The sequence below is a fragment of the Spirosoma soli genome (genome assembly GCF_042684525.1).
Lineage (GTDB): Bacteria > Bacteroidota > Bacteroidia > Cytophagales > Spirosomataceae > Spirosoma > Spirosoma soli.
Map to the genome: position 1 here is coordinate 239,688 of NZ_JBHULN010000003.1, position 19,054 is coordinate 258,741.

Consider the following 19,054-nt stretch of genomic DNA (forward strand, 5'->3'; position numbering starts at 1 on the left):
GCGCAAGATAGATAACGTAACACAATCCGGGCAGCTCCTCACAAACTTTGTTTAGCGCGCAATACATTGGCTTCCAGCTGGTCATAAGACGAATATCCCCTGGCCACCAGGAATAACTTATCGCCATTGTCTACAATCACCGAGGGAAAGCCATTGATGCCATACTGAGCAACCAGATTAAACTCTGCCCAGGTCTGTTCTTTTATGGCATTATCTGACAGATGCGCGATAAACTCATCGGGGTCAATGTCGAAGGGTTCAACTAACGATCCATAGTTAGTATCCTGATTAAGATCTACTCCATCGCGATAGAGCGCATTCTGAATGGTTGTAGCGAACTCAAGAGCCCGCTCGGGTAATACCGCCTTAAACAAGGTCATGGCCATACCTGGCTTTTCCGAATCGGACGTGTAGTGGCCCGGCTCAAGAATTTGTGTGTGGTAAGCTTCTCCAAAGCTGACACCAGTATGCTCCTCTACAACTTTAGACGCCTGCTCAATGTAAGCTCTCATCTCCGCAATTGGCCTCACCCGGCTTCCGGTCATCATACCGCCACTAAGCACATCGAAGTCAAACGCACCAGAATATGTTGTGTAGAGTCGACGAATGACCGGACTAAAGCCGTAACACCAGCCGCAGAGGGCGTCGTAGATATAAATAATTCGGGGGCTAGCCATACAACGAACAGGGACAATGAATAACGATATACCTACCTACGTAGAAAACCGTTATTCATTGTCCCTGTTCGCGATTCATTTAATTAACGCAGGCCGCGTACAAACCGGCGCATGGCTTCACGATACACTTGCTCTGATTGATCGAGGGGCTGCTGATCCTTTAAAAGCATAGACAGCATGATCATACCGTGCGATACCGACCACCACTCAAAATACAACCGCTTTATACTTTCCTTCGACTTGGGAATGAACGAGAAGATTATTTCGCTGACAATGGTGCTGACGGCCTGCATAGCCTCCGATTCGTAGACAGGCATGTTGCAGTAGGCACCGTCGAGGTTATACATAACCTGATAGATTTCGGGCTGCTGACGGGCAAACTCCCATTGAATGAGCGAGATCTCATAAAGTCGCTTTTCGGGGTCGCGATAAAGCTTAAGAATCCGGTCGTATTCCTGGTATAAGTGACGAAACCCCTCGTTACGAATCTCATCCAATAGCACATCTTTACTATCGAAATATTCATAGACAATGGGGGCACTGTATTCAATCGCATCCGCGATTTTCCGAATTGAAACAGCTTGCCAGCCTTCACGGCGGGCAATTGCCTTTGCTGTGCCTACGATCCCGGAGCGGGTCTGTTCGCGATTACGCGGTTTACGCTCGATGGTTTCCATAAAAGTAGGTTATCAGTCTTTAGTTAACGGTGTTAAATCGGCTGAAAACTACGTATTTATGATGATATTATCCAGATGAAATGCAATTATTCTAAAAATAATTAAATTTTATCTATTATTTATTTCACAATAATTTGATTATTAGTACATTATACAACAAAGTATTTTAATTTGTTAAATTAGTAACTTAAAGCCTCTTAAATAGATTCATTCTTTTTCGGCCAGTAGCCAAACAGCCTCATCACCAAGTGCATATGGTTCTCCATCGACCGTGCCGTAGCAACCAATTATGGTCAATCCCACGTCGGTAAACAACTGATTTAACTCGGCCAGTGTGAAAACATAGTGTTGCGCTGTTCGAGTATGCGTTCTGCCCCCCTGCACGTAGGTTAGATGCGAGTCGATACGACTGGCAAGAGGATCATATTCGTTCTCGACCAGAAACAAAATATCATCGCCAATAGGTTGCCAGCTGCGGGCCTGATAATCAGGCAAAACCGACTCGGCCACCATTTGGGATTGGGCCAGGAACCGTCCTCCCGGTTTGAGCAAACTAGAAATCCTGCCCAAAACCGTTAGCATGTCTGGCCGGGGGAAAAAGCTAAAACTGTTTCCTAGACAATAGGCCGCGTCGAAGGGTGCATTTTGGGAAAGTTCCGCCTGGGGCATGGTCAAGAAATCGTCAGCCAGGGCGTTTATTACTACCTTCTCGCGCTTAGCCACCGTCTGAATTTCAGCGACGTACTCCGTCGATATATCGACTCCGGTTACATGCGCCCCCATTCTGGCTAGCGGAATGGCGTGACGACCATATCCGCAAAAGATATCGAGAAGTCGATCACCCGGACCAAAGTCGAGCGTGTTAACAAGCAGTTCAAGATCGAGTTGAGTTTGTTCCTCGGTTTGAGCCGCTTTCCAGGCTTCCTGAGGTAACCCGTAGAAAAAATTATGATACCAGGCCATCTGAAGAGCTGAAGAGCGAAAGAGTGATGGGGTAGGCTGGGCACTCTTTCGCTCGTTTATTCCCTATTTAATGTGTTCGAGGGTTTCGTTAATCGCGTTAAAGTTGGGCACTTCGCCTGCGTTATCAAGCACCTCAGCGTACTGGATGATCCCGTTGCGATCTACGACAAAAGCTGATCGTTTACTTACGCCTTTCATATTCATAACGAACGTTTCGTAATATGTATCATAGGCCTGTGAAACGTCCTTATTGAAATCAGACAACAAGTCGAACGGCAAATTCTGCTCTTCTTTGAACTTAGCGAGGGTAAAGGGAGAATCGACGGAGATCGCTACGATGTCCGTGTTTAGCCCGGCGTAGACACTGATGTTATCCCGCATTTCACAAAGCTCGGCCGTACAGACACTCGTAAACGCCATTGGAAAGAACAGGATAATCAGATTTCTATCTTTAAAGCTCTCAAGTGAGACTTCTTTTTTGTCACTGTTAAATAGAGTAAAAGCGGGGGCTTTCTGGCCGGGAGACAGCATAAACGATGGTTTGATAGGTAAGAATTACGATTTTGTTTACGACAAAGCTACGGCTTGTGCCATTTTAAAACGTAATTCGTAGCTTGTAAATCGTACATCAATTTATGCAAACATATTGGGGCATTGACTTAGGCGGTACTAAGATTGAGGGGGTTGTTCTCTCCGCGCCTTCGCCCGACGCCGTTCTTATTCGTAAACGCATTGATACAGAAGCTCAAAAAGGTTATGACCACATTCTGAATCAGATTGTGCGGCTCATTGACATGCTGAAAACCGAGACCAACCTCAGTCCCCAACGTATTGGTTTCGGCACCCCAGGCACCTTCGACCCGGCCCGCCAAACCATGAAGAATTGTAACACAACCGCGCTGAATGGCAAACCCATGAAGCAGGACCTGGCGCGGTTACTGGGCTTACCGGTAGAGGTGGCTAACGACGCAAACTGCTTTGCGTTAGCTGAGGCCACCTTGGGTATTGTGCCCGACGTAGTACCTAACTATCAGACAGTTTTCGGTGTCATTATGGGGACTGGCGTTGGGGGCGGTGTTGTTGTGCGAGGACGAGACGGGCAATCGCGCCCTGCGCAACCGTTTGTTCTGAATGGCTTACAGGGAATTGGTGGCGAATGGGGACACAATATTTTGGAAGAGAACGGCTACCCTTGCTACTGTGGTAAACGAGGCTGTACAGAGCAAGTGATTTCGGGGCCGGCCTTACAACGGTACTATCAGCAGTTGAGTGGCGAAGAGCGTACCATGAAAGACATTATGGAGCGGTATACGGCGGGGAATGATCTGTTTGCCAGCCAAACCGTGAATCGGCTATTGGAATATTTCGGACGGGCTATTTCGGTTATCGTCAACATCCTCGACCCCGACGTTATCGTACTGGGCGGGGGCGTCGGCAACGTCGATTTACTCTACACCGAAGGCATTGAGCGGGCCAAGAAGTACGTGTTTAATTCGGGCGAGTTGAGTACTCGTTTCCTGAAGCCGAAGTTGGGGGACAGCGCCGGCGTTTTTGGTGCCGCGATGCTGTGAGCGGCTCATCGTCAGACATCAATTAACAGTTTTGCTTCAATCATTCACCTAGTTGCCCTCACCTGATTTAGGAAGTTAGGGTTATTTTACGGCTAGCTACACAAAAGAAGAGATCGGCACATACCGATCTCTTCCTTATTACCTCAGTAATCTACTACTTATCTCGGTCGTCCGCCACCGCCCCGGTTACCGCCTGCTGGTGCGCCACCGGCAGGAGCACCACCCTGTTGCGGCTGACCACCGCCGTTGTCGCCCCCTTCGTCTTTCAGGTCGTCGTTGCCACCGCGCCCCCGACGGCGTTGGGGTTGATCGAAGCTGAGCTTACCGAACTTGTAGCTGAAGTTAGCCCGTATGCCCGCATTGTAAAGGCTCGTTACGCTGCTCTGGTTGAAAATTGGCGAGCTCGATTCAGATCGGACCACGAATGGATGATTAAAAAAGTTTTCGGCTGCAATACCGAAGCTACCTCGTTTGTCTTTCATGTCTTTTTTGACACCAAGGCTGTAGAAAGCAAATCCGCCCTGATAGCCTTGCAGCTGAATTTGCTTACCTCGAATGAAGCCGAAGCCCTGAACGCCCCATCCGTTCTTCAGGTTCAGGCTCGTAAAGAATCGACCCGTTACGACCCAACCCGAATTGCTGGCGCGGTAGGATAAGATGGAGCTGTTGTTAGTCAAGTTCGCATAATAAGCGTCGAAACCACCACCTACCTGCCATTTTGAGAATAGCGTTGCGTTACCGAATAAATTCACCCCATAAGCTTCTTCCCGACCAATGTTCTCATAGGTGGTTATAATTGGCAGAGGCAACGCCGGGTTTATAATATTACCGAAACCGGTCGTATCAGTAGTGCGTACGCTCGTGATTGAGTTGCTGGTACGCCGGTAAAACAGCGTAGCGTTCACGTAGACACTTTTGATGTAGGCGCTATTGCTGAACTCGAAATTATCCGTTAGCTCAGGCGACAGAAACGCATTACCTTGTGTGATATTCGTTGGGTTGGCAGCATTCGGATTCGGGTTCAGGAACTGAATACCCGGTCGCTGCAATCGGCGGTTGTAAGCCAGTTTAATCGTTTTACCTCCCTTAAGTGCTTTCGAAATGTTAATGCTGGGCACTAAGTTGCTGTAATCTGGAATGCCCAGATCCTGTCCGGCCACAGCCCCTGATTCACCCGCCTGCGTTCTTGAGAAGTCAGCCCGAATGGTTGTGTACTCATACCGGGCTCCTGCTTTAATCGTATACTTATTTTTGGTGGTTATGGTGTACGATAAGTAGCCAGCGGCAATGTTCTGGTCGTAGTTCAGCGTATTGGCCGGACGGGTTGGATCGATTTGAAAAGGCCCAGTACCTACCCCAAAATTATAGCTATAGCTACTCTCCACCCGGCGCGAAATGCCTTTACCACCAAACTCGATCAACTGATTTTTTCCGATAGGAGTTTGGTAGTCAGCCTGAATCGTTGACTCCTGGTTGTAGCTGTTGTTCAGGTTTTGCTGACGTGACGTAACCGTCGCCAAATCGGACGCGTTCAGAATGTCGGCCGTGAAATCGTTATTCCGGTTGTTGCGGCTAAACTGTGCCGAAACGCTTAACTCCTGCTGTGGCTTATAGGTATGCGTGTAATCTATATTGGCATCCACCGTTCCCGATAAGTCTTTTGTCTCTACGTTTCGGGCATTGTAGACCGGGAAATAGGCACCGCTCGACTTAGTTATAAAATTATCCTGATACTGCACGTTATTCCGAGCCCCGTATCGCAAACTGGCGGTAATGGCGCTGTTCTTGCTGATGTCATAGTCAAACCCGAGCGTGTATTGTCCAAAGACACCCTGGTTGCGCGTATCGGCCGACTGCTCGGTGGTATTTACGTTGCTACCGTTGATGGTTTGCTGGGTATTGGCAAACTTACCCCGAACGTTGTAGTTCGCCCGTCCGAATCCGCTCAGGCTAAAGCCCATCTTACCCGTTCGTAGGTTCCCGTTCAGACCAAGGTTACTTCCCCGGTTGCCCACGCCCGAATCCAGATTCAGCGTAAAGCCCTGTAAGGTTGTTTTCTTCGTGATAATGTTGATGATACCGGCAGAGCCTTCGGCGTCATATTTAGCCGATGGCGACGTAATGACCTCAACCGTCTTAATCATATCGGCCGGAATCTGCTTGAGAGCATCGGCTACACTGCTGGCCACAATCGTACTGGGTTTATTATTGATCAACACCCGAACGTTGCTGCTGCCACGCAGACTGACATTACCATCTAAGTCCACCGACAAGAGTGGCACTTTCCGCATGATCTCAGTGGCATCACCACCTTTGCTCGTTACGTCTTTTTCGGCGTTGTATACTAAACGGTCTACCTTCTCTTCAACTAAAGCCGCCTGCCCAACAACATTTACTTCCTTCAACGTCCGAATATCCGGCGCCAATTGTACCGTGCCGAGTGCTACGTCGCCCCGGCGATCAAGCTTAACGCTCGATATGGTTTTGTTGCGATAACCGACAAACGAAATTAACAGTTGAAACTCACCTTGCGGCAACTTATTAAGGGTGAACTTACCCTGATCGTCGGCCACGGTACCGTCAATTGGCTTTTTTGTCTGAGGATTGATCAGGGCGACACTGGCAAACTCAACCGGTTTGTTGGTCGTAGAGTCTACAATGACGCCAGTCAGCTTAGCATTACCCCGGGGTGAGTCGTCGGTAGATGTGCCGGGGATGACACCCGTTGGCCGTTGCCCTCCCCCACCGGGCAAGGTCGGGAACTGCGCCCACGCGGCTCGCGGGGCCACTAATGTTGTTAAACCAACAAATAAAAACGGTAATGCTTTTTTCATGTTCAGGTAACTATTCAATACAGGTTTGGCCCACAAAGTTGAGTTCAGTTCTCTTATAAAGACAACTTAGTTGACCAAATTTCCAGCTAAAATGAAGGTAATCTCAGAATAATACACAAACGGCCTTGTGTAAGTACGAGCGGAAGCTATTACTTAAGCAAAAAGCTCTGGGTGATTTTTGAGTTCTGCGTATTCTGACGGTGCCATTACTTCTGGAACATCACTCGGCTCAGTCCGTGACGTAATGCGTTTGCTGATGCTGATGCTGTGCATCCGGCTCGCCGGATATTGAGCCGCCAGTAGTTTCAAGGCGTCCTGCTCGGTCAGATCGTCGTGCAGCCACGCGTGTTCAGCGTCGGGTGTTAACAGGCAGGGCATCCGTTTCTTGGTGTTATGAATTGCCGCCAGTAACGGATTGGCATCTGTAGTAAGGAGTGTGTACGTGGCTATCAACTCCCCAGTTTCGGGATCGGGCCATTCGTCCCACAAGCCGGCAATAGACGTTATTTTTTGGCTAGTAGACGTAATATAAAAAGGAAACTTCTTGCTGCCCATGGTATGCCACTCGTAGAAACCAGTGACTGGAATCAGACACCGCTTTCCCGACTGAGCGGCCGATCGATAGGACGGTTTTTCGTAAACAGTTTCCGAGCGGGCGTTGATCGTCTTGGTTCGGATGTCGGCGGCATCGTCGCGGGTTTTGGCCCACCTCGGAATCAGGCCCCATTGTATCATCTGGAACCTACCAGGCTCCTGGCGAGTCACAATGGGCCACGTTGGAAATTGGTAGGCATTCGCGTGATAAACGGGCTGAAAGTTTGCCGACGGAGGCATCTGAGCTTCATAGCGAGCTTCGAGCTCAAGAGACGTAACGGCAAGTGATTTATGAAAGCACATGAGCTATGGCATACGCGACAGGGCGTGTCGTACTAAACAAATAAACACCCCCTCCGGTTATGCCAATCACAACAATGTACTGAATACCTTACACCATCTCATGAACCAACCCAATGAGCCAACCGCTACGATTGGCGATACTGACCGCTCGCTGGCCGACCTCGAACGCGACACCTGGCAACAGCTTTCGGCGGCCCTCAGTCAAGACAAAGACGGTTTTAAAACAATGACCCTGGCGACCTCCACCAATACCGGGGCCGATGCGCGCACCGTCGTACTGCGGCAGGTAGATGAAGTTCATAAGTACCTATGGTTTCATACCGATGCCCGCGCCGAGAAAGTCATTCAACTGGAAGCTCATCCCAATGCTACCTTATTACTCTGGGACGAAAACCGCCAGGTTCAACTTCGGCTGCATATCGAAACCCGTTTACACACCGACGACTACGTTGCCGACGAACACTGGGAGAATCTGTGGGTTGGTGGTCGTAAGTCATATTTATCGGAGCGGACTCCCGGCAGCGAGCAGCCAGCCCCATACCCAGGCTTTCCCGAGCACCTGGGCGAGAACCTCCCCAGCGAGCAAGAAAGCAAAGCGGGACGGATCAATTTCGCGGTTATCGAATGTCGCGTGTTGATCATGGAATATCTACACCTCAGCCGCAAAGGCCAAACACGGGCTCAGTTTCAGTATGAACCGGTAGGGAAAATGGTATGGCTGGCCCCATAGTTGGTGTGGCTTCACTCTTAACGCTTACGCTCCCGACGGGCTTGACGCCAGGCTGAAAAATCTTCGTAAAATCGGTCCAGAAATACGGCCGGACTGACGGAATAATACACTCCGTTTAAGGTAGCTGGCCCAATGGGAACCTGTTGCTGAAGAGTGTAACGATAGCCACTCATAAGATTGACGCCGAACCACCGAAGCGCCCGCAACCCCCGCAACGGCGGAAATTTGACGGATACCGACAGGCCAATGCTTAGCGGTACGGCTACGGTTCGACGAGAATCCGCTTGTTGGTTGTCGATGTCAATTACGTCATAGCGTGCCGCACCGAGCCCTACTTCCAGGGGCAAACTTAACTCCCAATATTTTCGTCGGAAGAAATAAGGCTCTATATAAGTCGTTGCGTACTGTAACCGTCGATAAACTACATCGTAGCCTTCCCACGATTCGTGGATTTGCTGACCCGTAAAGTAATATCCAATACCGACTTTAACATTGGCAGGAAGTAAGAATCCCGCCCGGGCTCCCCACACATTAATCGGATTACGTAGCAAAGGTAAATCAGCGTCTTTGAAGTAGAAAAAACGCTGATCAAGTTCAAAAATAAATTTCGGTTTATCGGGATGTTCATTCTTTCTAAACTCCAGCGTATCCCCTGATTCTACTGGCTGAGCGTATAGCTTGAATCCAGCTATCAACCAGAACAGGGCAACGATACGTACAGAATGCAGCATACTACGTTAGAAATTACGAACGAGATTATAACACAAAACCCCGAACATGACCTAGTGTTGTAACGGACGTATAAGCCAGTACGCTGGTCACACCATTTTTGTGTCTATGCCTGTAAGCATTTTATGCTGTCAACAGTTATATGCTTCAATCATCGATTTTTCTTATGGCAGCACATGATCGGGCTTTTAACTATGACATTGATTACCGCACGCTGAATATAAGAGAGCACCCCGAGTTGTACCGTGTTGGAAAAGGTGAGCAGGGCGTACTGTTAGTCCAACCTTACAAATCCGAGATTTTGCCTCATTGGAAGTTTAAAACACCCGAAATCGCTCAGGAGTCGTCAGAAAAGATTTATCAGCTCTTTTTGGAGTATAAAATGAAAGGCGACTTTATTGGCATGGACATGGCCCGCAAATTTCTGCAAATGGGCTATACCCGATCCCGACGATACGCTAACCACAAAACCGGTCAGAAATACGACGGCCCCGTTCCCGACGATCAAAAAGGCCGATCAGGCGCTCACGGCCGCGAGCAGCTTCCGCGCGAGGAAGACCCCATCAAAGCTGAATCGGCCCGAATTTTTTACGGTAAGTACCTCGAAGCGCGCGAAGACCCAGACTATAAACGGCTTAAGAAGGAGTGGCAGGAAAAATATGGGTAGTTCCTAATCCTTTGCGACCTTTGCAGCACCGCTAACGTCATTACAGTGTAAAATCTTACCGCAAACGACGTTACCGGCTTCGCTAAGAACACAAAACCATACTCATGCAACTCCTTGACGGTAAACTCCTTTCGGCACAAATCAAGCAGGAAATTGCGGCTGAAGTCGCGCAGATAAAAACGCAGGGCGGCAAGATTCCCCACCTGGTGGCCATTCTGGTTGGCAACAATGGTGCCTCGGAAACCTACGTAGCCTCGAAGATGAAAAACTGCGAAGAGGTCGGTATGCACTCCACGCTCATCCGTTTCGATCCTTCGGTGTCTGAGGCTGAACTGTTAGATAAAGTCCGCGAGGTAAACAACAACCCCGACATGGATGGTCTGATCGTGCAGCTCCCCCTTCCGGATCATATCTCAGCCGACAAAGTGATGGAAACCATCAACCCCGCGAAGGACGTAGATGGATTTCATCCGATCAACATCGGCCGCATGGCCAAGGGCCTGCCAGCCTACATTTCGGCAACTCCACAGGGCGTGTTAGAGATGATTAAACGCTACGATATCAAAACGGCTGGCAAGCATTGCGTTGTAGTAGGCCGCAGTCAGATTGTGGGTTTGCCCATGTCTATTTTAATGCAGCGGAACGACTATCCCGGCAACTGCACCGTTACCCTAACCCACAGCCGCACGCAAAACCTGGCCGAAATTTGCCGTTCAGCTGACATTCTGGTAGCCGCCCTGGGCCGACCCGAGTTCATCACGGCCGACATGGTTAAAGAAGGCGCCGTTGTGATTGATGTAGGCCTGGAGCGTGTGCCGGATGCATCAAAGAAAAGTGGGTTTGCCTTGAAAGGCGACGTAAAATTTGACGAAGTAGCGCCAAAAACGAGTTTCATTACGCCCGTTCCCGGTGGCGTCGGCCTCATGACCATCTGCTCACTGATGCAGAACACGGTGAAAGCTGCCCGGGGTGAGGTGTACTCTGCATGATTGAGGAAATACAAGATAAAGTGCGAGATAAAAAATAATGAAAAGGAGATGGCATGGCCGGAGGAATCGTTGACTGACACCAACGTCCGATATATTCTTGATCTTGATGGGCAGATTTTTGTCTTTGAAAACGTACCGGCCCGTGTCAACTCGATAACAGGAGAACAGTTTTTTTCCCCAGCAACGGTGCGCCGAATCCAACAAATCGCTTTATCATCTCAGACAGCTAACCGAACAATTGAAGCTGCACAGGGTGAGGTATACAGAGTTTTAAGGTAATTATGTCTCAATTTTTGCCGAATTCGTTCCGTGTACAGTTTTGTCATCAACGTAAAGCCTAAGTCTTATAACAGCAAGAAAGTCCACAGTTACCACAGTCGACTAGAGACCGCTTTTAGAGAAAGTTACCCAGAGCATGTGCCTATACCCGCCGAAATAGAATTATACGGCCTTGTATACCACTTCTTTAAGACTGACATTGGTATTGATGCAGATAACCTAAGTAAGCCCATTTGGGATTCTTTAAAAGATGTCCTGTTTATTGATGATAAGCAGGTAAAAATGCGCACTGCTGGAAGTTTCAATCTGGCCGTAAACGACTTTTGCTATACTTGATGTTTCTGGCTTAGAAGGTAGTATAGGATCACAACTTCTTGACGCCTTTGACACCGAAGAACATGTATTATACATTGAATGTGGTCGTTTTACAGCGGATATGATTCGGTTAAACTTAGAAAGAGATGGAAATTAGGCAACAATATTTGCAGCGTTATCTGCATGACATAGCCATAGATCAACTCATGGACGATTATGAGGCTAAAGGCTATCTGGTGACCAGGGCAGAAAAGGTTGGTGAATATCAAGCCGATTTGGTGGCCAGAAAAGGTGATGAGGTAGTTGTAGTTGAAGTGAAGGCGGGCAAGATGACACCTAAAAAGCGAGAAGAACTTACCGCTATAGGAGACTATGTACGTACAAAAGAAAATTACAAGTTCTTAGTTGTAGTTGCCATTCCGCCCAAGCGTAAGAAAATTACGGTACCGAACATTGAATCGCTGTTGTTGGATTACTTCAAAGAACATATTCCTAATGACTTGCAAAAGCTTTATGCGCAGATAAATATAACCTCTGTTACTAGCGTCAATCTTAATGAAGTTACAGTAAACGAAACAGGTGATATAGTTGTCAATGGAAATGCATTAATAGAAGTTGAGCTCCGCTACGCCAATTCACTTATAGAACCGTTTGATTTTGATGGTATAGCCAGTGTGGAAGTGTTCCCATGTAGCTTTGATGCTGTTCTCACCTATACCTCCGATAAGCAATTAGCTGTTGAGCAAATGAAATCAGTAAGCGTTGACACCTCTGACTAGTTTGAGCTCCTCACCCCTTAACAAACTTTAACAGCCTGTTCCATCCCGAACGGGCTGTTTTTTTGCGTATTTTTGGCGGCAATTACCTAAAAGCAGTCTGCTAATTCTAATTTCATATGCAATCATTTAAACGCCTGAACACCCTCACGGGCTGGCTCGTGTTTGTCGTCGCGCTCATTACCTACGCGAGCACCGTCGAACGGACCGCCAGCTTCTGGGACTGTGGCGAGTTCATTGCGTGTTCGTTTAAGCTTCAGGTACCGCACCCGCCGGGGGCTCCTTTCTTTTTGTTGCTGGGCCGGCTCTTTTCAATGCTGTCGCTCGGCGATTTGACCAGCGTGGCTTACTGGGTCAATATGGCATCAGTGCTGGCGAGTGCCTTCACCATCGCCTTTCTGTTCTGGACAATCACGTTACTAGCCCGAAAGCTTCTGGCTAAGAATGAGTCAGACTACACCACGGCCGATACGCTGCTGGTGATTGGCACAGGAGCGGTTGGCGCGTTAGCCTACACCTTCTCCGATACATTCTGGTTCTCGGCCGTCGAAGCCGAGGTATATGGCATGTCGTCGTTTTTCACGGCCATCGTGGTATGGGCCGCTTTTCAATGGGAACGCATTGAGGACGAAGCAGCTGCTAACCGCTGGCTTATTTTCATTGCTTACCTGACTGGCTTATCCATCGGGGTTCACTTACTGAACTTAGTAACGCTACCCGCGCTGGCGCTGATTTACTACTTCAAAAAGTACCCCAAACCTACGTTCTGGGGCGGGGCGACGGCCTTCGGTATTGGCTTAGTTATTCTCGGCGTCATCAACTCAGGCATCATTCCGGGATTGCCCGGCATGGCGTTTGCCGTTGAGCGGTTCTTCGTCAATACGCTTGGCCTGCCGTTCACGTCGGGGGTTATCTTTTTTACCATCGTTTTCCTTGGCGCGGTTGTCTACGGTATTATCTGGTCGGCTCGCCAGAAGCGCGTGGTGCTGAACACCTCACTGCTGGCGTTGGCGTTCGTCTTGATTGGCTATGCTTCCTACATGCAGGTGTTAGTCAGAGCGGATTTCAACCCGCCCATCAACGAAAACGATCCTAGTGATGAGCTGAACTTCCTGTCGTATTTACGCCGGGAACAATACGGTAGCCGCTCATTGCTATATGGCCCCGTTTTCACGGCCCGCCCTATCGATCAGAAGCAAGGTGCCCCCATGTGGAAAAAAGAAGGTAACAAGTATGTTGTCTTCGATCACCAGCCCGAGTACGTTTACGCACCGGGTGATGAAATGCTTTTCCCTCGAGTCTACAGTAGCCAGCAAAATCACCCTCAGCTGTATCGCCAGATGCTTGGGTTAGCGGAAGGTCAGAAGCCGACTATGGGAGACAACTTGAAGTTCTTGTTCAGCTACCAGCTGGGTCACATGTGGTGGCGCTATCTGATGTGGAACTTCGCCGGGCGGGAAAGCGACGAAGAAGGCGCGGGCTATCTCCTGCCCTGGTCCTCCGACCAGAACGCCCCCGACTTGCTGAAGACCAACAAAGCCCGCGATAACTTCTACATGCTGCCTTTTGTGCTGGGTTTGTTCGGTATCGTCTTCCAGTACTACCGGCGTCGGCGCGATCTGCTGATTGTAGGGTTGCTGTTCCTATTTACCGGTATCGCCCTGCAGGTCTTCCTGAACTCGCCCCCCTCCGAACCTCGTGAGCGGGACTACATCTACGTTGGTTCGTTCTACTTCTTTGCCATTTGGCTGGGATTGGGCGTAATGGCGATTGCCGAAGGACTACGTAACACGCTTAAATCAGCCACCATGCGTAACGGTCTGGTAGCCGGTTTATGTCTGCTGGTACCGGTTATGATGGGCGCCAAGAGCTGGGACAACCACAACCGGAATCACCGCTATCAATCGGTCGACTTTGCCAAGAACTTGCTAAACTCCTGCGCGCCCAATGCCGTGCTATTTACCGGTGGCGACAACGATACGTTCCCGCTTTGGTACGTGCAGGAGGTAGAAGGCTTCCGGCGCGACGTACGGGTGTGTAACCTGAGTTTGCTGGGCACCGAGTGGTACATCCAGCAAATGAAGCGCAAAACCTACGAGTCAGAAGCGCTGCCGATTTCGCTGGAGTTCGACAACTTCAACAAAGGCAAGAACGACATTGTACCGTTCTACGAAGTAGCTGGCGTTAAGAATGGTATTGATCTCAAGCAGTATATCAACCTGATCAAGACGAACAGCCCGGCCGTGCAGGTTCCGTTGACCAATGGCGACATGACCAGTGTATTGCCGTCGTCGGTACTATTCCTACCAATCGATAAGGCAGCCATTGACAAAGCGAATTTCGTACCGGCGGCCCTGCGTCCTCTGATGAAGGATACCTTGCAATGGACCATTGGCAAGAAAGACCTGTATAAGCCTGACCTGATCATGCTCGACATGATTGCCACCAACAACTGGCAGCGGCCTATCTACTTCTCTAGTACGCTCGCGGGCGACAACTATCTGAACCTGAAGAACTACATGCAGTTGGAGGGCTATGCCTATCGGCTGATGCCGGTGGCCGTTCCTGGCGCAACCGATGGGTACGTCAACTCGAACATCATGTACACCAATATGACCAAAAAGACCTTCTGGCGGGAGTTCGACAATCCAGATGTGTATTATGATGAGACGTACAAGGGACCACCGGTAATCTCCGCCCGTATCGCTTTCTTCCGGCTGGCCGATCAGTTCATTCGCGAAGGCAACAAGGCCAAAGCACGCGAAGTACTTGATTACTCGCTGAAAGTGATCCCCGACAAGAGTATACCATTCGACCAGATCTCGTCGAACTACGTACGCTTCTTATTTGAGGTGGGCGATGCCAAAAAGGCACTGGATATAGCGAACACGATGGCGACCCGGGCCGACCAGAACCTAACCTACGCCAAGAGCGGCCAGGGGCGGTTTGGTAACCCGGACGCAGATTTGTACATCCTGCAAACGATTGTTGAGGCCTGCAAAGAAGCTAAGCAAACAGCTGCGGCTAACAAGTTTGAAGCCATCTTCCAGAAGCACATCAACTCATTCAGTTAATCAGCCTGCACCAACTCACTTTAAATAGTTAGAGTTTAGTGTGAATAGGTTAAAAAAAACTCCGGCCTGTTATCGCTACGTAGTGATAACAGGCCGGAGTTTTTTACGCGTACTTGTAGCAAGTAAATCCTCAGAAATCGTTCACGTTATAAGTCGTTGATACAACCCGGTTCCAGTCGGGGTGGCGTTTGAGATACACCGATACAAATGGGCAAAGCGGCACAATCTTCAGGTTATTCCGCTCTACGTATTCTAGTACCCCCTTCACCAGATGCGAACCGACACCCTGCCCTTCCAGACTTGGATCGACTTCAGTATGCGTCAAAGCGAGCGTTTCGTCGTCCACATTTTGGTATTCAACAATCGATAACTTATCATCCGTTTTCAGCTCGAAACGGTGTTTGTGGTGATTATCCGTGATGGTAGTGTCGGCGAGGTTCATCATATTTTGAGGTTGCGTTACCACTTTACCGTAAAACAGGTGTACTTGTTCAGCAATCGGGTTTATTTTCGCAATAAATTCGTAGACCCTCCTCCCGTTATGAACCGCCTTGACCGCCTGACTGCCATTCTAATTCATTTGCAAACCAAGCGGGTTGTCCGCGCCCAGGAGCTTGCTGATCGCTTTGGCATTAGCCTGCGAACTGTTTACCGCGATGTCCGATCGCTGGAAGAAGCAGGCGTTCCCATTGGAGCAGAAGCAGGCGTCGGCTACTTTCTGACGGATTATCACCTGCCACCTGTCATGTTCACCAACGCCGAAGCCAGCGCGTTGCTGCTCGGTGCCAAGCTGATCGAAAAATGGACCGACGATTCAGTACGTACGGAGTTTGATTCTGCTCTCTTCAAGATAAAATCCGTGTTGAGACGTCCTGACCAGGAGCACCTCGACGATTTAGCGCCTAACGTTGATGTTCACCGACCAATTACCCGGACACCTTACGCCAACAGCTTATTGAATGACGTTCAGAAAGCGATCGGTCAGCACCATGTTCTTAAACTTCAGTATCATTCACTCTACAACGATACAGAAACCGAGCGTGAGGTTGAACCGGTTGGCCTATATCACTACGGCTCGGGTTGGCATTTAATTGCGTTTTGCCGAACGCGCCAGGACTACCGCGATTTTCGGGTCGATCGAATACGCGAACTAACTAACACTGGGCAACGATTCGCCCGGCACGAACGCCTGTCGCTTCAGGAATACCTGGACCGCATGGATTGCGACATGCCCTCTATTGCGGCTACCGTTGTTTTTCCTAAAAAAATGGCCCGTTACCTGCAGGAGCAGAAACACATCTACGGGTTTCAAAGCGAAGAAGTTCTTGACGGCTTTGTACGCATTCACTTCTTGACACCTTATGTTGAAGGGCTCGCCCGTTGGCTGCTGATGTACGGAAAATCGGTAACCATAGAGCAACCCGATTTGCTACTGAACATAATGCAGCGATTGACCGAAGAGCTACGCGAGCACTACTTGGCCGAGCAGCCCGTCATGCCTTGACTAGGTAGTCATTCGTGGCCAGGTATAGTCAGGTGTTTGTCAAGCATTGTTACTGCTAAGAAGCATACAACTTACGACCGCCCTGTAGCTCGCCCGGCACTTCTTGACAGCACCTGATCACGAATGACCATTTAATAACATCCATTACGTTCCTGCGACGTTGTAACATCCTGCTGACACACTGTTGTCAGTAGATAGCCTGATCTTTGGGTCATAGTTCACCGCTAGACGCTTAGGATTATGCAGACCCCGCAAGCCCTTTCGACATCCTTCATAGATCATATCCTGCACGCAAGACGCAGGGTTAAAAGTTGGCAGGAAAGTGCATACGATGAACTGGCCAATGGCCCTACGCTTGTTCGTGCAAACGTGATTAACCTGTTAGAGGGAGATGTAGAAGGCGAAAGCTGGGAAGAATACCTGCTCATGTACCGACCCGACGGCTCCTGTAGCTTCGTCAGTATGGAGCGCGTTGTCGGTTGCATAGGCGACCGCTCGGGTAGCTTCGTTTTGCAGAGCGTAGGCAGCTATAAGCAAGGTATAGCCACGGGCCAGCTAACTATAATGCCGGGCAGTGCTACCCGCGGACTAGTTGGTTTGCAAGGTGAAGGCCAGTTTGTAACCTTAGCAGGAAGCCACTCGACCCTTACGCTCACTTGTGCAATTCACATTTAACAAAACTTCGCAGAACCAACAATTCCTATGAAACTGAATGCAAGTATCATCACCCGCCGATTGCTGGAAAGTAAGCAGTTCTACTCTCAGGTTTTGAATTTCGGCGTTACGTTCGAGAACGAATTCTATGTCTTGCTCCATACGCCCAACCATCAGGCTAAACTAGGTTTTTTATTACGTGATCATCCTACGCAGCAGCTCCTGTTTCAACCGGCATTTGCGAAAAAAGGCGTTTACTTAACCATTGAAGTCGCGAATGTGGATGAAGAATAGGAACGTACAAAAGCGTTCGGCGTTCCCATTGCCATTGAACTGCGAGACGAACCCTGGGGCGACCGTCATTTTGCGATTGTCGATCCCGACGGCATCGGCATTGCCCTTGTTACCTACGCTCCTCCCGCAGAGGTCTGACGAACAACGCTATTTATAGGCTGGGATGCCCGTAATCTCTGCCCCCAAAATCAGCAGGTGAATATCGTGTGTACCTTCGTACGTACTAACCGATTCAAGGTTCATTAAGTGGCGCATTACGGGGTAGTCGCCCGTTATGCCCATGCCACCCAGAATCTGACGAGCTTCCCGGGCGATGCGTAAAGCGACTTCGACGTTATTACGCTTGGCGAGCGAAATCTGAGCGGTGGAAGCTTTGTCTTCATTCTTCAGCATACCGAGCCGCCAGCAAAGTAGTTGCGCCTGGGTGATGTCGGTCAGCATTTCGGCTAGCTTTTTTTGTATCAGCTGAAAGCTGGCAATGGGTTTGTTGAACTGAATGCGTTCCAGGGCGTAGCGCCGGGCTACTTCATAGCACTCCATAGCGGCACCCAAGGCGCCCCAGCTAATGCCGTAGCGAGCCTGGTCGAGGCATTTCAAGGCACTCTTCAACCCAAACGCTTCGGGCAACAGATTTTCTTTGGGTACCCGCACATCCTGGAACACCAACTCACCCGTGGTGCTGGCGCGCAGGGACCATTTGTTGTCGATATGGGCCGTTGAAAAGCCTTCCATACCCCGTTCCACAATCAGACCGCGCACTTTACCCTGTTCATTTTTGGCCCAGACAATGGCAATGTCGGCGATGGGCGCGTTGGTGATCCAAAGTTTTGAACCGTTGAGCAGATAATAATCGCTACGCTCAATGAAGTTCGATTCCATACTGCCGGGGTCGGAGCCGTGGTTAGGTTCAGTCAGACCGAAACACCCAAGCAATTCACCTTTGGCCAGCCGGGGCAGATACTTCTGCTTCTGCTCCTTCGACCCGAACGCATAAATCGGATACATGACTAGGGAGCTCTGCACCGACACGCAGGAGCGCAGGCCGGAATCACCCCGCTCGATTTCCTGCGTCATCAGTCCATAGGAGATCTGATCAAGTCCTCCCCCACCGTACTCGGTTGGGATGGTAGCGCCAAATACGCCAATCTGACCAAATTTGGTGACCAGGTGCTGAGGGAACTCCGCCCGTTGCGCGTAATCTTCAACAATGGGTGTTATCTCCCGCTTCACAAAGTCGCGAACGGCCGACCGTACCAACTTGTGCTCGGCCGTCAGCAGGTCATCCAGGCAGTAAAAGTCCGGCGACTCATACGAGTCAACCTTATTACGCGATGAGGTTGTGGTTACGGATTGCATATAGTGTCAACTCCAAACGTAGTCGCTTGTTAGCTATTCTGGCAATTTTTACCAATTCGTTGCCCAGA

General features: G+C 49.6%; 19 protein-coding genes and 1 pseudogene. 11 read left to right on the top strand and 9 right to left on the bottom strand.

Annotated features, from left to right (window positions below; genetic code table 11):
* Window positions 1–38: 38 nt before the first annotated feature.
* The 4 genes from ACFSUS_RS07135 to ACFSUS_RS07150 all read right to left on the bottom strand — a co-directional run bounded on the left by ACFSUS_RS07135 (window position 39) and on the right by ACFSUS_RS07150 (window position 2,848).
* Entirely contained in the window at window positions 39–677 is a 639-nt protein-coding gene (locus ACFSUS_RS07135) for a DsbA family protein (RefSeq protein ID WP_381521034.1), read from the bottom strand.
* 83 nt (window positions 678–760) lie between these two features.
* Window positions 761–1,354 carry a TetR/AcrR family transcriptional regulator gene (locus ACFSUS_RS07140; protein ID WP_381521036.1) on the bottom strand — a complete coding sequence of 198 codons (594 nt, stop codon included), beginning with the start codon at window positions 1,352–1,354 and terminating at the stop codon, window positions 761–763.
* A gap of 207 nt (window positions 1,355–1,561) precedes the next feature.
* The gene (locus ACFSUS_RS07145; protein WP_381521037.1) at window positions 1,562–2,317 is read right to left on the bottom strand and encodes an SAM-dependent methyltransferase; all 756 of its coding nucleotides are present in this window, start codon (window positions 2,315–2,317) and stop codon (window positions 1,562–1,564) included.
* Between the two features lie 63 nt (window positions 2,318–2,380).
* Window positions 2,381–2,848, bottom strand: coding sequence for a redoxin domain-containing protein (locus ACFSUS_RS07150; protein ID WP_381521039.1), 468 nt, complete (start codon window positions 2,846–2,848; stop codon window positions 2,381–2,383).
* Window positions 2,849–2,952: 104 nt separating this feature from the next.
* Here ACFSUS_RS07150 and ACFSUS_RS07155 point away from each other — a divergent pair, with 104 nt between their 5' ends.
* Complete coding sequence (locus tag ACFSUS_RS07155; RefSeq protein ID WP_381521041.1) at window positions 2,953–3,888, top strand: ROK family protein; 936 nt, start codon at window positions 2,953–2,955, stop codon at window positions 3,886–3,888.
* Window positions 3,889–4,046: 158 nt separating this feature from the next.
* On the opposite strand, the gene ACFSUS_RS07160 is transcribed toward ACFSUS_RS07155, so the two are convergent.
* A complete protein-coding gene (locus tag ACFSUS_RS07160; RefSeq protein WP_381521043.1) occupies window positions 4,047–6,722 on the bottom strand; it encodes a TonB-dependent receptor domain-containing protein in 2,676 nt (891 codons plus the stop codon).
* 153 nt (window positions 6,723–6,875) lie between these two features.
* Complete coding sequence (locus tag ACFSUS_RS07165; RefSeq protein ID WP_381521045.1) at window positions 6,876–7,619, bottom strand: SOS response-associated peptidase; 744 nt, start codon at window positions 7,617–7,619, stop codon at window positions 6,876–6,878.
* A 100-nt stretch (window positions 7,620–7,719) separates the two neighbouring features.
* On the opposite strand from ACFSUS_RS07165, the gene ACFSUS_RS07170 reads away from it, so the two are divergent.
* Window positions 7,720–8,349 (top strand): pyridoxamine 5'-phosphate oxidase family protein, encoded by a 630-nt coding sequence (locus ACFSUS_RS07170; protein ID WP_381521047.1) that lies wholly within the window; start codon window positions 7,720–7,722, stop codon window positions 8,347–8,349.
* 17 nt (window positions 8,350–8,366) lie between these two features.
* On the opposite strand, the gene ACFSUS_RS07175 is transcribed toward ACFSUS_RS07170, so the two are convergent.
* A complete protein-coding gene (locus ACFSUS_RS07175) occupies window positions 8,367–9,080 on the bottom strand; it encodes a hypothetical protein (RefSeq protein WP_381521048.1) in 714 nt (237 codons plus the stop codon).
* Window positions 9,081–9,244: 164 nt separating this feature from the next.
* Here ACFSUS_RS07175 and ACFSUS_RS07180 point away from each other — a divergent pair, with 164 nt between their 5' ends.
* From ACFSUS_RS07180 to ACFSUS_RS07200, 5 genes are all read left to right on the top strand, one after another.
* Window positions 9,245–9,745, top strand: coding sequence for a DUF4385 domain-containing protein (locus ACFSUS_RS07180; RefSeq protein WP_381521049.1), 501 nt, complete (start codon window positions 9,245–9,247; stop codon window positions 9,743–9,745).
* Window positions 9,746–9,849: 104 nt separating this feature from the next.
* A complete protein-coding gene (locus ACFSUS_RS07185) occupies window positions 9,850–10,734 on the top strand; it encodes a bifunctional 5,10-methylenetetrahydrofolate dehydrogenase/5,10-methenyltetrahydrofolate cyclohydrolase (RefSeq protein WP_381521051.1) in 885 nt (294 codons plus the stop codon).
* 309 nt (window positions 10,735–11,043) lie between these two features.
* Window positions 11,044–11,349, top strand: coding sequence for a RusA family crossover junction endodeoxyribonuclease (locus ACFSUS_RS07190; protein WP_381521053.1), 306 nt, complete (start codon window positions 11,044–11,046; stop codon window positions 11,347–11,349).
* A 125-nt stretch (window positions 11,350–11,474) separates the two neighbouring features.
* A complete protein-coding gene (locus tag ACFSUS_RS07195; protein ID WP_381521055.1) occupies window positions 11,475–12,107 on the top strand; it encodes a hypothetical protein in 633 nt (210 codons plus the stop codon).
* A 116-nt stretch (window positions 12,108–12,223) separates the two neighbouring features.
* A complete protein-coding gene (locus tag ACFSUS_RS07200) occupies window positions 12,224–15,178 on the top strand; it encodes a glycosyltransferase family 117 protein (protein ID WP_381521057.1) in 2,955 nt (984 codons plus the stop codon).
* A 130-nt stretch (window positions 15,179–15,308) separates the two neighbouring features.
* On the opposite strand, the gene ACFSUS_RS07205 is transcribed toward ACFSUS_RS07200, so the two are convergent.
* Window positions 15,309–15,623, bottom strand: a complete 315-nt coding sequence (locus tag ACFSUS_RS07205) for a GNAT family N-acetyltransferase (protein WP_381521059.1) — start codon at window positions 15,621–15,623, stop codon at window positions 15,309–15,311.
* Between the two features lie 96 nt (window positions 15,624–15,719).
* On the opposite strand from ACFSUS_RS07205, the gene ACFSUS_RS07210 reads away from it, so the two are divergent.
* The 4 genes and pseudogenes from ACFSUS_RS07210 to ACFSUS_RS07225 all read left to right on the top strand — a co-directional run.
* A complete protein-coding gene (locus tag ACFSUS_RS07210) occupies window positions 15,720–16,682 on the top strand; it encodes a helix-turn-helix transcriptional regulator (RefSeq protein ID WP_381521061.1) in 963 nt (320 codons plus the stop codon).
* A 240-nt stretch (window positions 16,683–16,922) separates the two neighbouring features.
* On the top strand, window positions 16,923–17,357 hold the full coding sequence (locus ACFSUS_RS07215; protein ID WP_381521063.1) for a DUF3224 domain-containing protein: 435 nt from the start codon (window positions 16,923–16,925) through the stop codon (window positions 17,355–17,357).
* A gap of 27 nt (window positions 17,358–17,384) precedes the next feature.
* Window positions 17,385–17,630, top strand: a complete 246-nt coding sequence (locus tag ACFSUS_RS07220) for a VOC family protein (RefSeq protein ID WP_381521065.1) — start codon at window positions 17,385–17,387, stop codon at window positions 17,628–17,630.
* A gap of 12 nt (window positions 17,631–17,642) precedes the next feature.
* Window positions 17,643–17,768 (top strand): annotated as a pseudogene (locus ACFSUS_RS07225) (VOC family protein); the annotation flags it as partial.
* Window positions 17,769–17,777: 9 nt separating this feature from the next.
* On the opposite strand, the gene ACFSUS_RS07230 reads toward ACFSUS_RS07225, so the two are convergent.
* Window positions 17,778–18,986 carry an acyl-CoA dehydrogenase family protein gene (locus ACFSUS_RS07230; RefSeq protein WP_381521066.1) on the bottom strand — a complete coding sequence of 403 codons (1,209 nt, stop codon included), beginning with the start codon at window positions 18,984–18,986 and terminating at the stop codon, window positions 17,778–17,780.
* Window positions 18,987–19,054 lie beyond the last annotated feature (68 nt).